Origin of the sequence: Streptomyces buecherae (assembly GCF_014295035.1) — a bacterium.
GTDB lineage: Bacteria > Actinomycetota > Actinomycetes > Streptomycetales > Streptomycetaceae > Streptomyces > Streptomyces youssoufiensis.
Map to the genome: position 1 here is coordinate 2526187 of NZ_CP060404.1, position 12688 is coordinate 2538874.

Here is a 12688-nt window from a genome sequence, read left to right on the forward strand (position 1 = left end):
TCAGTTACCGAGCTGGGACAGGAAGCGCGCGAAGGACGCCACCAGGTCGTGGATGGGCCCGTAGGCGCCGGTCCCGGCGGTGAAGAAGCCGAAGAGGAACAGCAGCACCGCGGCGCCGGCGCCGGTCGACTTGGTCTTGACGGCGAAGAAGGAGACGGCGCCGAACAGCAGCACGGCGGAGATGGTCAGGGTCATCGCGAGCCTTCCGGGCGGGGGGTGTCGGTGCCGGCGCGGTAGATGCGGGCCCAGCGGTTGTAGAGCCAGCGGCCGACGCGTATGCGCTTGCCGGTGGCCTTGCAGCGGCGGCAGTCCTTGCCGCGCTTCTGGCGGCCCTTGCGGTCGGTCTTCATGGCGAAGCCCCAGCCGTTGCACTTGCGGCAGTTGCCGAACGGCGAGGCAGCACACACAGCGACGTAACACAGCGTCATGCCGAGCAGGAGTGTGATAGCGAGCAGGGCAGGGGTCATGACGGGCCCTCCGGGCGGGTTTCAGGGGTTTCCGCAGGTGGGCCGCTATTCGCTAGCGACCTGATCAGAGCTGGTTTGGGGCGCTAAGCGAGCCGCTAACGCTAGCGGGGTGTGCCGCTAGCGCTAGCGGCCCGAGATGGTCAGCCCGCGTCCCGCTTTCCGTCACGCTCCGCAATCGCGGCCGTGATGTGGGAGCGGTCGACACCGCGCCGGTTGACGACCTTGCCGTCCACCCGGCGGCCCACCTGGATCGTGGACAGGCCCCGCGGCTTGAGCGCCGCGGCGAGGGTCTCGGGCTCCCAGCCGTCGTAGACCTCGGGGCGCAGTTCGGCGAGCCGCGCGACGACGGTTTCCGACCACACCTTGGTCTCCTTGACGGGGATCACGGCGAGGATGTCGGCGAGCAGGTCGTACGCGCTCGCCACGGTTTCGGGCTCTTCCCCGAGCGCGTGGCCGGACAGGGTGCCTGCGGCTTCGCGTGCCTTGCGGGCGCGGGCGGCGATGCTGTCGGCTCCGGGTCCGTCGACGTAGACCGAGCCCACGATCCGAGCGTCGGAGCCTTCACCCACGAAGTAGTGGATTCCCTTGTCGCCCCAGGCGAACATGGTGGCGCGCACGCCGCGCTTGTAGGCGGACGTGCCGAGGACCATGTCGTTCTCCAGCTGCCCCATGACCTTCAGGCACCAACGCGCCGACGCGTTCGCGGAGATGCCCGTGGGCAGTGCCTTTGCGTCCGGTCGCTGCGTGGCGAGCAGCAGCACGATGCCGGTGGCCGGACCGCGCTTGACCAGGTCGGTTGCGATCTCCTCGAACTCGTCCTTGTGCTTGGGGTGTTCGAACAGCACCTGGCACTCGTCCACCCCGATCACGATGGGGTGCAGTCCAAGGGAGCGCTTGTCGGCGAGTTCGCTGGTCACCTTGGACTCCGGGCAGATGTCCCGCGGGAGCGAGCGGATCACCTTGGTGCGGCGGCGCAGTTCCTCGCGTAGCGCCCGGAAGTCGTTCAGCGCGTACTCGATGGCGTCGTCATCGTCGCCTGCGGCGTGCCGGTGGGAGACGGCGTTGCCGACCGGGTCCAGGTCGCCGGTTCCCTTCATGTCGTAGGTGTGCAGCTCGGCGCGCGGGTCCAGCGCGGCGATGAGCAGGAGCAGGCGGAGCAGGAAGGTCTTGCCCATGCGCGGGATGGCGCCGATGATGCCCGCGATGTACATCAGCGTGACCTCTACCCAGCGTCCGCGCTGGTCGGTGCCGTAGGCGACGGGCTTGAACAGGTTGACGCTGCCGCTGGTCAGCAGCGGCCACTTGGGCTTGCGGGACGCCGACATGTCCTGATCGCCGACCCACAGCACGAGATGACCGGTGTGCTCGTTCGGAACCGCCTCAGGCCACACACAGCCCAGCGGCCGGCGCAGACCGGACGCGAGCCGGTCGCGACGCTCGATCACGTCTGTGACCGTCACGCCGTAGGGGAGGTTGCCCTCCGCACGCCACCCCGGACCATCGCGGGTGATCGGGGCGGTGAACTCGAAGCCGTCGCGGCCCTTGCCCTGCGCCTGGTTGATGGCGGGGATACCGAGCGAGTCGAGCGCCCGCAGCACGATGTCACTGGTGAGCTTGACCGCCTTGGGCAGTTCCACCGCGCGGTGGATGACCGGAGCGTCCGCCCGGCGGCCGGCGAACCCGAGCGCCATCACGACCGCGCCGACCGAGACGGCCTGAAGCCACGCGGGGGCGAGCACGTAGATGGCGAGCGCGGAGCCGAGCCCGATGAACATCGCAAGCACGGTCACCAAGGTGCGCAGTCGGACCCGTCCGTCGCGCTGCCGTGACAGCTTCAGGTACTCGGCCGCGTCCTCGCGGCGGACGGCGGCGAGTCGGACCGGCTCGCCCTCGCGGTCGGCCATCCACCGCAGCGTGCCGCCCACGAACTTCGCGGCACCGGACGGCGCCTGAAGCGTGAGCCGTGCGGCGTAGACCGGCGAGCGCAGCGCGTGGTAGCCGACCGAGTGGGCGTAGTGGCGTGCCACCCACCCGGTGGCAGTCTTCAGCTCCGCCACGGACTTCAGCCACGCCGGAACGACCGGACGGCGCTGCGCGGCGAGCAGCCGACCGAGGTAGCCCGGACCGGTCGCCTTGGCGGTCGGCAGGTCGACCATCACGCGTGCGGTCGGGTCGCCCGACTCGGTGCCCGACCGGTCCGGCGCGGAGTCGGCCGACGGATCGGAGTCGGGTCGGGCGGTCGAGTCGGCCGACTGCTCGCGGGCCGACCGTGCCTTGTCGAGGTCGACTACCTCTCCCCCGGAGTCGGCAGCCATGTCGGCTTCGAGTCGGTTGAAGAGTTCGTTGTCGTCGTCGGGGTGCTTCACTGAAGGTCCCTTCCAAGGGGAGGAAAGGCGGGGTCCGGCCGTCGCTGTAGGAGGTGGGCGGACGGACCCCGCCGGATGGTGGTGCAGGGGTGTTCAGGCGGTGCGCTGTTCTTCGGGGTAGGCGCAGGGCACGCACATGCCGAGCGAGGTCGGGATGACGTATCCCGCGTCGGTGCGGCACTGCGGGCAGGTGCGGCGGGCGCACATCGCCTTGGCGAGTGCGGCCCTTTTGCCGGGCGTCATCGGCCGGACGGGCTTGGCGCGGTCGACGCGGTAGAGGTAGGCGACCAGCGGACCGCGCCGGTAGCGCGGGCGCAGCACCTGAGCCGCGATCGGCTGACCGCCCGGACGTAAGCCACGGGCGCGCAGTTGACGGCGCGTGGCAAGCCCGTCCGGGGCGTAGCGCCACGGATAGGTGGGGATGCCGAACTGACTGCCGGAAGGGTCGTAGCACTTGCCGTAGGACAGAGGCATCAGGCAGCCACCCCGACGATCGGGGCATCCTTGCGGGCACCGGTTCGGCCGGCACGGCGTCCGGCGACGGTGGCGAACAGCCGGCCGAGCCCGGCGCGACGAGTTCCGGCACGGGCCTGTTTGGCCGCGTACATCGCCTCATCCGCCCGCCGCAGCAGCCCGGACAAGTCGTCCGTGGGGAAGTCGGCGGCGCGGACCCAGCCGAGCGAGACCGTAGTGCGTACGGCCGGGTCTTGGCCGTCGACCGGCCTGGCGAGCACGCCGTGCAGCACGGCGAGCAGATCCCCGGCGGTGCCGTGTTCGTCGATGAGCACGGCGGCGAACTCGTCGCCCCCGAGCCGTCCGGCGACCCCGGACCGGCTGACGTGGTGGGCGAGGCGGTCGGCGGTCGCCTTCAACAGGGCGTCACCGGCCGCGTGCCCGTGGGTGTCGTTGATGTGCTTGAACTTGTCGACGTCGGCGAGCACCACGACCGCGCGCGGGTCCCTGAGCAGGGCAGTGGCGCGGTGGGCGAAGCCGTCGCGGGTGCGTAACCCGGTGAGCGGGTCACGCCGGGCGGTGTTGAGGCAGCCTCGCAGCCACCACACATGCACCGCCCAACCAGCGGCCAGAGGCAGCGCGGACAGCAGGACCGTGGCCAGGGTGTTCACGCGGCCACCCCCTCGGCACTGTCACCGGACGCCGTGGCGTCGGGAGTGGTGACGGAGTGCAGCGCGCGCCCATCGGCCCGCTCGGCGAGCAGGACGTCACGCACCTGCCGGGCGTGACGGGAACCGCAGTGCAGTTCCTTGCGCAGCACCTCGGCGTTGATCGCGGCGTCCTTCCAGTCGGCCGTGACCGTGCGTGCTTCGGCGAGCAGTTCGGCCGACGTGCGCTGCACCGTCTTGGCCTTGCTCGTCGGCTGCCGCTTGCGCGACGGCTTCGGCGCCGTGCGCTGCGCCTTCTCGGGTGCCTGCTCCGGATTCGGCTCCGGTTTGCCCGGCACGTCGTCGCCGGCGGGGGCCAACTCGCCCATGCGCAGCATCACGCGGTCGCGCCGTGGTGTCTTCCAACGCCACTTCCAGCCGTACCGCTCGTGCAGGTCCGCACGGGACAGCAACCGCTCCCGCTCGCAGGCCAACGCCACACCATAGGAGGTGACCTCCCACAGCGTCATGCGCCGCCACAACGCGAACGTCGACACCGGGGCCAGCAGCCAGCGGGAGAACCGGATCTTCTCCATGCGGCGGCCGGTCGCTGCGCCGATCCGGACGGCGTAGATGTGCGCGCCGATCTCGGAGAACACCACCCACAGCAGCGGCATCGTGCCGTGCGCCACCTTCGCCCACACGTCCTGTCCGGCGGCGACGTTGAGCCCGCAGGTCACCAGAGTGAGCACCCAGGGCACGAACCGCACCCACGCCAGCGCCATATCCATCCGGATCAGCAGCAGGTTGGCCACGGTGAACACCGGAATGGCCACGTCGATACCGACCGGCAGCATCCACGGCTCACCGAACCCCCAGCGGGCAGCGGCGGCCGACACCGCGTCGAAGGAAGCGATCAGACCGAGCGCGCCGACTCCGGCCGCGGCCAGCGCGCCAACTCCGGCGAGCCCCATCTCCGGCTTCGTCAGCGGCGGCACCGCCGGACGCTCGACAGTTTGTGCCGTCTCGGTGCTGGTCATCCCGCACCCCCGTCCAGCGGCCGGATCTGAGCCGCGGCCATGAGCACCACGCGCACGGGGTGCGGGTGGTACTCCGGGGTGGTGTCCTCGCACCACTCCCAATCGGCGTCCTCGGCGAGCGTGAAGCCGAGCGAGGCGAGCGCCGCCGCGCGCTCTTCGACCGTCGGGGCCTGCAGCGACGTCGGCCACGTGAAGACGGGCCAGTCACTGACCAGGCCGGTCATCGCGACGAAGAGCTGCCAGCATGGCCCGGCGGTCGGCTTGGGGGCCGTCGTGCCGCAGCACCGCATCGTGATCTGCGCCCGCAGTACCCGCCCGTTCATCGCGCACCCCCGATCGCGAGCAGGACAGCCAGGATGAGCAGGGCGCCGCCTGCACAGGTCACGTCGACGGCGCGACGCAGGCAGGTGAACTTGACGACCGCGAGGCGGGACAGACCCGCGATGTCAGCAGCCAGGTCACGGGACACGGCGTCGCTGATCTGCTCGGGGGTCAAGGTGGCCCACAGCGGAAACCCGTGCCGCCCCTTGATGTTCGGCCGCACCGACCGCAGCAGCAGACCGGCTGCCGCGACCAGGACCGCCATACCGAGCCCGCCCGCCACGTAGGCAGGCACGTTCATCGGCAGGTCACGGACAACCGTCCAGGCGCCAGCGAGCACCGCGCCGACAAACGCCAGCAGCAGACCAGTCTTGGTGTCGGTCCGTGTGATCTCCGCCTTCACCTCCGCATGCGCGGCGGCGAGCAGGGCGTTGGTGTCGGGGGCGCTCATGCCGCCGCTCCCTTCCGGGAGGGCCGACGGCGGCCGGCCGGGCGGATCAGTGGGACGACGTTGAACAGCTCCGGGGCGTGCGCCTCGATCACCTCGGCGGCGATGCGGGCCACATCGTCCGGCAGACCGGGGTTCTCGGCGAGGATGTCGCGCGCCGCGTCCTGGCGGGCCGCGCGCTCTTCGTCCGTCTCGCCCTCGACCCCGAGCCACAGCTCGACCGGGGTACCGAGCGCGAGTTCCGCGAAGTCGTCGACAGATACGGGCTGTTGACGGCCGATGTACGTACGCATGGCAGTTCTCCTGACATCGAAGGGATGCCGGGGCAGTCGCGGTCTTTGGCGAGAGGCGACCGCCCCGGAGAGGCCCCGAGCGCGATGGCGGCGGGGCGGTGGAGCGCTGAAAGAGCTGTTCCGGCTCCCCTCAGCCCCGCTCGTACGAGACGAGCGGAGGAGGCAATCGGCCGCAGACAACTGCGGTGGATGAGTGGTCTCTTTCGGGGACGCGGCTGCCGGATCAAGGAACAGCTCGCTAGGGCCCCGTTGTAGGCAGAGACCTGACCTTTCGGTCTGCCATCCGGACTGCCAAGGGATCGCCTGAAACAGACGACTGTCCGGTGCCCTCCCCCCGTCCAACGCGGGGCTCCTGGTCGTGCGCTCGCTCGGTTCGCTGACGCGACCCGAACAAGAGACACATGTATTACGTGTTCCTCATCTTGCAGAGAGAGGTTCGCTCCGTCAAGCCCTTCGGCTTTTGATGTCTGCGAGCCCCTCGTGCTCGATGTACCTACAGCCTGGCGTCGGCGCGGCCGACGTTCGACTTCGCGGATGTACGGCTCGGGTCGTCCTTGGCTACCGTGAAGTCGTACCAAGTCGTCCCGACAAGGCGGAGGTTGGACGTGGCGAACGAGCGACTGCGCGGCGCGATAGTGGACTTGGGCCTGACGCTCGATGAGGTCGCCCAGCGTCTCGGGGTCGCGGCCAAGACGGTCGAACGATGGATCAACGAGCCTGAGCGCAAGCCATACCGCCGCTTCCAGTACGCGACAGCTTCGCTTCTGAAGTGCGAAGTGTCGTACCTCTGGCCGGACGAACGCACATCAGCCGAGGTCACCGCGTCCGGCAACGCGGAGTTGGTCAGGCTCTATCCACACCGGTCTGTCGTGATGCAAACCCTCTGGACGAACCTCTACTCCAAGTCGACCCGTCAGTTTGACCTGTTGGTGTACTCCGGGTTCTGGCTCACGGAAGACGCGACGTTCCACCGCATCGTGAAGGAGAAGTCAGCCGACGGAGTGCCCATCCGCTTCATGCTGGGTGAGCCGACGTCGCCGGCCGTGGCGGTGCGCGGCGAGGACGAAGGGATCGGCGCGGCGATGGCAGGCAAGATCCGGAACGCCCTCATCAACTACGGTCCGCTCTTCGGCCTCCCTGGGGTGGAGTTCCGGCTGCACGGTACGACCCTCTACAACTCGATCTACCGAGCTGATGACGAGATGCTGACGAACGGGCACCTCTACGGCGTCGGCGCCTACATGGCCCCCGTACTGCACCTGCGGCGTGTGCCCGGCGGCGAACTCTTCGACGCCTACGCTGAGAGCGTTGAGAAGACCTGGGAATCGGCCCGCCCAATCTCGTCACCTGCCGACTGGGAAGGCACTGCCTGATGAGCCGCATCGACTACTTCCGCGACCCGAAGGCCCCTCAGGCCAATTCAGTGGTGCCCTCGGTCACCGCAGTGGTACGAGACGACTCGGGGCGGTTGCTGCTCATCCACAAGACGGACAACGATCTGTGGGCACTGCCCGGCGGTGGCCACGACATCGGCGAGCGCATCGGTGACACCGTCGTCCGAGAGGTCGCGGAAGAGACCGGCATTGCCGTTGAGGTAGACAGCATCGTGGGGCTCTACACCGACCCTGAACACGTACTGGCGTACGACGACGGAGAGGTCCGGCAACAGTTCTCCATCTGCTTCCGAGCCCACCCCGTCGGTGGTTCCCTGCGTACGAGCAGCGAGTCAAAAGAGGTCCGCTGGGTTGACCCAACGGACCTTGACGGGCTGGACATTCACCCGTCGATGATGCTGCGCATCCGCCACGGTCTCGACGACACGCGGCGAGAGCCCTACATCGGCTGACTGTCGGCAGAGACCTGCGCCAGCCGGCCGTCAACACGCTTCGCCGCCGCATGGATCTCGGGTGCCGCACGCTGGATGAACCGCCCGACGATGGTGTCCGGGCCGTACCGCTGCACGATCTCGTCCAACCGCTCGGTCGAGGTGGTCAGCGTCCCATCAGGCGTCGTCGTCATGTCGCAGTACAGCAGAGCGTCGACCAGGTCCGGACGCTCTAGCTCGAACTCCCCCTCAAGCTCCTGCCTCAGCCCGCGCTCCTCGGCTTCCAGCAGGGCGCAGGAGTGGTGGGCCACGAGACGAACAACCCTCTCGTCTGCCTTCTCCTGGTCTCGGAGGAACCGCGCACCGTCCAGGGGGTGAAAGCCGGTCGTGGCGATGGCCGGCGAGTACCCGATGTCATGCAGCACCGCGGCGGCCTCAAGCAACTCGGCATCGTCCCCCATGATCGGGCCCAAGGAGCGAGCGCGCTTGGCGACCCCCAGCGAGTGCGCCCACCGGCGCGGGAGCGGATCAGACAGCAGCGATTCGGAGAGCGAGTACGCCCACTCAGTCAGTCCCATGGCGGCTAAGACTACGGCCGCGCGGTGGGCGTCGGCAGAGCGCGCACGGTGCGGCCCTTACCGTGGACCGTGGCGAGCAGGCCGTTTCCCTCCATCTGAGCGAGCACACGACGCACAGCGGTGCGGGAGGTCCCGAACCGCTCGCACAGCTTCGCCTCGGAGGGATAGGTGTCGCCCACCGCGAGGGAGTCCTCTGCAATCAAGTCCGTCATCCGCTGTGCCAAAGAACGTCGGTCACCGCTTTGGAGGACGCGCCAACCGATGCCGGGGGCCGATTCAACGACACCGTCGGCCTCCAGCACCTTCAGAGCACGGCGGACGGTATTCCGCGAGACGCCATGTGCCTGCATGAGGGCAGCCTCAGACGGCAAGGCACTCACCCCGTCACGCGACTCGATCTGTTGGCGCAACGCCTCAGAGACTTGCAGATACGTGCCGCGCGGACTCGCTTGTGGCACAGCCTCCCCTTCCGCGATCAGGTTGGACTCGGGCAGTCAAGAACAAGCTTCCCACGTCCACTCGACTCCAAGGCAGCAACCTCGGGGCTTAAGACCTCGGATTTTCGACCGTAAACCAGCGATCTTCGAATGTGGCGCGGTCACGCCCGTAGTGCCGTCTCTTGAACTGGCCAAGCGCGGCCTGCCATTGACTCAGAAGCAGGACTACGTCACTGTTCTGCGGCAAGGTATCTTCGTCCAGCTTCTCGATAAAATCCCGACTCGGATCGTCGCCGAGAACTTTAAGGAGTTCATCCAAGAGCCTATTAATGTTCCTAATTTTCAGCGAATTGACAATGCCATCCTGCTTTTTCTTTGAAAGGTCACTCATCTCCCTATGAGCGGCCGTCAGCATTGGAACTAGACGGTCGTACGTTTCAGCCTGCTCTTCAGTTGGCTGGGCCATTGCGACTCCTCCTACTTCGGTAGAGTTCTAGTAAACTCTACATACTTTTTTCGAATAGCTTCAATCGGCCGACGTCCAGACTCCATCAACTGAAGCATCAGCTCAAGGTCACTATCATCAAGACACAGCACTGCCGCCCGCTTGGACGAGTGCAAATCCACAATATTCTGGGCCACGTTGCGCGGCATGGGATTGCGCGCCAGAAGAATTCCGAACTTTCCGATCTCTTCGTCATCCAAATAGCGGTACAGCTGATTCACATGCTCAGTTTCCAAGGACCGCACGTTCTTCAATTCGACGACGATCTGGCGAGCTCCGTACTGATCTCGCAAATCACCCAGGAAAGCAGTCTTTCTGTCGTTGTGGAAGATCACGTCACGAATATGCGCCCCGCTTATCGTCCGAACTTGGTCGGCGGCGAGATCGAGCTCCGGATAGAGCAAGGAGGAGAGAAGGTCGAACGCCAGATCCTCGAACTGCTTGTCAGCGCCCCCTGTCTTACCTGTCGGCAACTTGCGCAGCTCAGCCAGCTTTCGTTGGAGCGTCGTGAAGCGTAGCGGCGTGAAGAGTGGATCAGGAGTACAGAGCGAGGCATTGGCCTCTCGCGAAGCTACGTACGTCTGCACCGTGTCGTAGTGAGCGCGGTTATACGCCAGCACAGATTCTTTAGGTACCGCCTTCCTGGATCTCCCCGGAGGAAGCACCAGGGGTGCATACGTACTCCGATAGTAGTCCACGTAATTAATCCACGGCAGGCGACGCAGCAGGTCGAGCGGGCAAAGAATTATGGGAGATCCATCAACGGGATTGTACGGAAGCTGGCATGTAAACGGAATCCAATCGAGCCGGTCGCCGTCCCAGCCAACCATTCTGAAGCTTCGAGTTGGAATGCCAAGCTGTCTCGCCTGCTGACCACTGTAGTCCGTAAGCCATTTCTTGAGGACCGAAGCAGTGATATCACTGATGCGATCTTCAGCGATCTTAGGCACCAGAAGCGCGAGCAGCTCAATATGATTAATTCCGCCTGCATTGAGCTGCGGAGTGTCACGGAAAGTATCGGTAATGGCAGCCCTCAAGGCTGGCCCCAGAGCAGATCCCCTCTTTGTTCCAGCCGCATATCCGAGCCCTAGCTCCACAGGCTCCGCAACCTCGGAGAGAAGTAGCCGTGCCCGCGTCTCGCCACCCCCGACAGATTCCGACCGAACTTTTTCAACAAAACTCAGGAGGATTTCATGCAGGGCAGCGTATTCTACGCTTTCTGACTTCCACAGAAGGAATGGGTCAATCGAGAGCGGAAGATCCTCCTTGAGATGCGGGATGACAAAGCTCACCTCATCCTGGCGGATCGTCAAGTCGAAAACATCGCTCAGTCGCGGATTAATGGTTCCGCTGTCGCTTCCTCTGCCTGCTTCCGCAACGTCGTCGGTCGCTGCAGGCTCCTCTTCGTGATCATTCGCAGACATTGCCATTGCCCCACCCATCCCTGACGAGTGACGGCATGTTACCCGCGACCACTGACACCACACCGCGTACACGGCTGGCCAGCCCTTCGCTGCCTCGCCACAGCACCGCCGGCCACGCGAGTCAGCCGCCCGCCTTGTGCCCAGCAAGCTGAGTAACGCTCACCCAGCGCACGGTACGCGATAGAGATCAGCATCACCCAACAGACAGTGCGACGAAAGCGCAGGTCAGACTGCATTCTCGGGCACGCGTGGACATCCCCTCCGGAGCCGTGTGCGCAGGTTCGAATCCTGCCGGGGGCACAGTGTGTAACTGTAGCTGTGCAAGTGTGACAAGGACCCCGCCACCAGTGGAATCGCTGGGGGCGGGGTCTTTGCGTTGATGGGTTGGCCGGCAGCGGGCTGCTCCGTCAGGCGGTGGTCTCGCCGCGTCGGCGTCGGTGGCACCGTGAGGGAGCCACGCGTCGGGACGGAAGCCGGACGGGGCAGAGGCATCCCGGACGGCCCTTCGTCTCCACGTGGTCCCGCTGGCGTGTCGTGGAGACCCCGCCCCGCCGGGGCGCCGCTGCTCGGCAACCAGGCAGATACGGACGGGTACGAGCCGTGGTGTTGTCTGACCAACCAGCCTCGCCTACGCTACGCAACAGTACGAACACCTCGCTGCGACCGACCGTGTCGGCGTGGCACCTCCTATGGCCGTCGCCCGGGTTTTCGGGGTCGGCCATAGCTGTTTCTGTGCTTGGGGGCTCGTTCTTGTATCTGTGCTACATCGATGAGTCAGGCACCGCTCAGGTTCTCAACCCTGACGTGCCCGACTCGGTTCCCGTGATGGTCATCGGCGGGTTCACTGTTCCGGAGGAGCTCCTTACGGCGCTCGCCTCGGACTTCATCGAGTTGAAGAAGCGGTTCCGACCGGAGCTGCGTACTCGGCCCACCCTGCGGGACGTCGTGCACCACGAGGTCAAGGGCGAGACCCTCCGCAAGTCCTTCCGCCGCACCGGTCGCAAGCAGCGCCGCGCGGCGCACGGCTTTCTCGATCATCTGCTCAACTTGCTCGAGCAACACCACTGCACGGTGTTGGCTCGCGTCTGGGTGAAGCAGAACAGCGTCGTCTATGACGAAGAAGACTTGTACGCGTCTTCGATCGCCGTGCTCTGCAAGAGCTTTGAGAACTACCTCGCTGAACGGGCGGCCAGCGGAATCGTCGTACTCGACAGTCGGAACCCGTCGGACAACGCCGGCAGTGTGCACGGCATCACCGCACGCAAGTTCAGCAAAGACGGTGATGAGCTACCGCACCTTCCCGAGTCCCCCGTCTTCGGGCACAGCAACACCCACCTTGGCCTGCAGATCGCCGACCTCCTGGTGTCCGCGATCCTGGCGCCCTCGGCCGCCGCCACGTACGCCGCGGACCTGGTCGGCAACGTGCACTGTGATCCTCGCTTCGCCGAGGTACGAGAGCGGCACTGCCCGCGGCTCGGGAAGCTTCAGTACCGCTACCAGGACGGCCAGGGGAAGTGGACCGGCGGCATTGTGGTGTCGGACGCTCGGGGGCAGCAGTCGGCCCGCAGGCTGTTCGAGCCAGCCCCGCATGTGGTGAGGCAGTCGCTTCACGACATCCAAGGGCACGCGTCGACCCGCGATCTGGCCGCCGTGGCCTCGTTCCCGGAGTCGGCGGCGCCCGCCCCGTGACGGGGCGGAGCGAATGGGTCCGCCGCAGTCCGCACGGTTCGCACGGGTTCGTCTCCGGTGCACAGGGCGAGAGGCGGTTGGCGAGCGATCACGACTGTGCGGTTTGTGGTGTCGCTGCCGCTCTATACGATCACAGGTGAAGCTTCTTGCTCATCCTCGGTCCGAGTCGTAGGGTCTCGTCCGAACAATTTCGAT

The 12688-nt window shown here is 66.4% G+C and carries 16 protein-coding genes; 3 read left to right on the plus strand and 13 right to left on the minus strand.

All coding sequences use genetic code 11. The features are described from left to right. The 9 genes from H7H31_RS09320 to H7H31_RS09360 form a co-directional block, all read right to left on the minus strand. Window positions 1-195, minus strand: a complete 195-nt coding sequence (locus H7H31_RS09320; RefSeq protein ID WP_187064516.1) for a hypothetical protein — start codon at window positions 193-195, stop codon at window positions 1-3. Next, window positions 192-467, minus strand: coding sequence for a hypothetical protein (locus tag H7H31_RS09325; protein ID WP_187064517.1), 276 nt, complete (start codon window positions 465-467; stop codon window positions 192-194). The genes H7H31_RS09320 and H7H31_RS09325 overlap by 4 nt, the downstream gene beginning before the upstream one ends. Window positions 468-607: 140 nt before the next feature. Then, window positions 608-2833, minus strand: a complete 2226-nt coding sequence (locus H7H31_RS09330; RefSeq protein WP_187064518.1) for a cell division protein FtsK — start codon at window positions 2831-2833, stop codon at window positions 608-610. 93 nt (window positions 2834-2926) lie between these two features. Continuing rightward, window positions 2927-3307 carry an RRQRL motif-containing zinc-binding protein gene (locus tag H7H31_RS09335; protein ID WP_187064519.1) on the minus strand — a complete coding sequence of 127 codons (381 nt, stop codon included), beginning with the start codon at window positions 3305-3307 and terminating at the stop codon, window positions 2927-2929. Beyond that, on the minus strand, window positions 3307-3957 hold the full coding sequence (locus tag H7H31_RS09340) for a GGDEF domain-containing protein (RefSeq protein WP_187064520.1): 651 nt from the start codon (window positions 3955-3957) through the stop codon (window positions 3307-3309). Before H7H31_RS09340 ends, H7H31_RS09335 begins: the two co-directional genes overlap by 1 nt. Beyond that, window positions 3954-4973, minus strand: coding sequence for a DUF2637 domain-containing protein (locus tag H7H31_RS09345; protein WP_187064521.1), 1020 nt, complete (start codon window positions 4971-4973; stop codon window positions 3954-3956). Before H7H31_RS09345 ends, H7H31_RS09340 begins: the two co-directional genes overlap by 4 nt. After that, on the minus strand, window positions 4970-5296 hold the full coding sequence (locus H7H31_RS09350; RefSeq protein ID WP_187064522.1) for a DUF6303 family protein: 327 nt from the start codon (window positions 5294-5296) through the stop codon (window positions 4970-4972). Before H7H31_RS09350 ends, H7H31_RS09345 begins: the two co-directional genes overlap by 4 nt. Next, a complete protein-coding gene (locus H7H31_RS09355) occupies window positions 5293-5745 on the minus strand; it encodes a Pycsar system effector family protein (RefSeq protein ID WP_187064523.1) in 453 nt (150 codons plus the stop codon). The genes H7H31_RS09350 and H7H31_RS09355 overlap by 4 nt, the downstream gene beginning before the upstream one ends. Continuing rightward, a complete protein-coding gene (locus tag H7H31_RS09360; protein ID WP_187064524.1) occupies window positions 5742-6035 on the minus strand; it encodes a hypothetical protein in 294 nt (97 codons plus the stop codon). Before H7H31_RS09360 ends, H7H31_RS09355 begins: the two co-directional genes overlap by 4 nt. A 605-nt stretch (window positions 6036-6640) precedes the next feature. Here H7H31_RS09360 and H7H31_RS09365 point away from each other — a divergent pair. Both H7H31_RS09365 and H7H31_RS09370 read left to right on the plus strand, forming a co-directional pair. Continuing rightward, a complete protein-coding gene (locus tag H7H31_RS09365) occupies window positions 6641-7408 on the plus strand; it encodes a helix-turn-helix domain-containing protein (RefSeq protein WP_187064525.1) in 768 nt (255 codons plus the stop codon). Then, entirely contained in the window at window positions 7408-7881 is a 474-nt protein-coding gene (locus H7H31_RS09370) for an NUDIX domain-containing protein (RefSeq protein ID WP_187064526.1), read from the plus strand. The genes H7H31_RS09365 and H7H31_RS09370 overlap by 1 nt, the downstream gene beginning before the upstream one ends. Here H7H31_RS09370 and H7H31_RS09375 read toward each other — a convergent pair. From H7H31_RS09375 to H7H31_RS09390, 4 genes are all read right to left on the minus strand, one after another. Next, on the minus strand, window positions 7869-8438 hold the full coding sequence (locus H7H31_RS09375; protein WP_037747091.1) for an HD domain-containing protein: 570 nt from the start codon (window positions 8436-8438) through the stop codon (window positions 7869-7871). The genes H7H31_RS09370 and H7H31_RS09375 overlap by 13 nt on opposite strands. An 11-nt stretch (window positions 8439-8449) precedes the next feature. Further along, the gene (locus H7H31_RS09380; RefSeq protein WP_037747089.1) at window positions 8450-8896 is read right to left on the minus strand and encodes a GntR family transcriptional regulator; all 447 of its coding nucleotides are present in this window, start codon (window positions 8894-8896) and stop codon (window positions 8450-8452) included. A gap of 88 nt (window positions 8897-8984) precedes the next feature. Continuing rightward, on the minus strand, window positions 8985-9341 hold the full coding sequence (locus H7H31_RS09385; RefSeq protein WP_052067380.1) for a hypothetical protein: 357 nt from the start codon (window positions 9339-9341) through the stop codon (window positions 8985-8987). An 11-nt stretch (window positions 9342-9352) separates the two neighbouring features. Then, window positions 9353-10810, minus strand: a complete 1458-nt coding sequence (locus tag H7H31_RS09390; RefSeq protein ID WP_187064527.1) for a hypothetical protein — start codon at window positions 10808-10810, stop codon at window positions 9353-9355. 726 nt (window positions 10811-11536) lie between these two features. On the opposite strand from H7H31_RS09390, the gene H7H31_RS09395 reads away from it, so the two are divergent. After that, window positions 11537-12493, plus strand: coding sequence for a DUF3800 domain-containing protein (locus H7H31_RS09395; protein ID WP_269475444.1), 957 nt, complete (start codon window positions 11537-11539; stop codon window positions 12491-12493). Window positions 12494-12688: the final 195 nt, after the last annotated feature.

Bases quoted from the DNA above. Each gene is read 5' to 3' on its own strand.
- H7H31_RS09320 (WP_187064516.1), bottom strand. From the start codon at position 195: ATGACCCTGACCATCTCCGCCGTGCTGCTGTTCGGCGCCGTCTCCTTC.
- H7H31_RS09345 (WP_187064521.1), bottom strand. From the start codon at position 4,973: ATGACCAGCACCGAGACGGCACAAACTGTCGAGCGTCCGGCGGTGCCG.
- H7H31_RS09325 (WP_187064517.1), bottom strand. From the start codon at position 467: ATGACCCCTGCCCTGCTCGCTATCACACTCCTGCTCGGCATGACGCTG.
- H7H31_RS09335 (WP_187064519.1), bottom strand. From the start codon at position 3,307: ATGCCTCTGTCCTACGGCAAGTGCTACGACCCTTCCGGCAGTCAGTTC.
- H7H31_RS09370 (WP_187064526.1), top strand. From the start codon at position 7,408: ATGAGCCGCATCGACTACTTCCGCGACCCGAAGGCCCCTCAGGCCAAT.
- H7H31_RS09385 (WP_052067380.1), bottom strand. From the start codon at position 9,341: ATGGCCCAGCCAACTGAAGAGCAGGCTGAAACGTACGACCGTCTAGTT.
- H7H31_RS09390 (WP_187064527.1), bottom strand. From the start codon at position 10,810: ATGGCAATGTCTGCGAATGATCACGAAGAGGAGCCTGCAGCGACCGAC.
- H7H31_RS09350 (WP_187064522.1), bottom strand. From the start codon at position 5,296: ATGAACGGGCGGGTACTGCGGGCGCAGATCACGATGCGGTGCTGCGGC.
- H7H31_RS09355 (WP_187064523.1), bottom strand. From the start codon at position 5,745: ATGAGCGCCCCCGACACCAACGCCCTGCTCGCCGCCGCGCATGCGGAG.
- H7H31_RS09360 (WP_187064524.1), bottom strand. From the start codon at position 6,035: ATGCGTACGTACATCGGCCGTCAACAGCCCGTATCTGTCGACGACTTC.
- H7H31_RS09375 (WP_037747091.1), bottom strand. From the start codon at position 8,438: ATGGGACTGACTGAGTGGGCGTACTCGCTCTCCGAATCGCTGCTGTCT.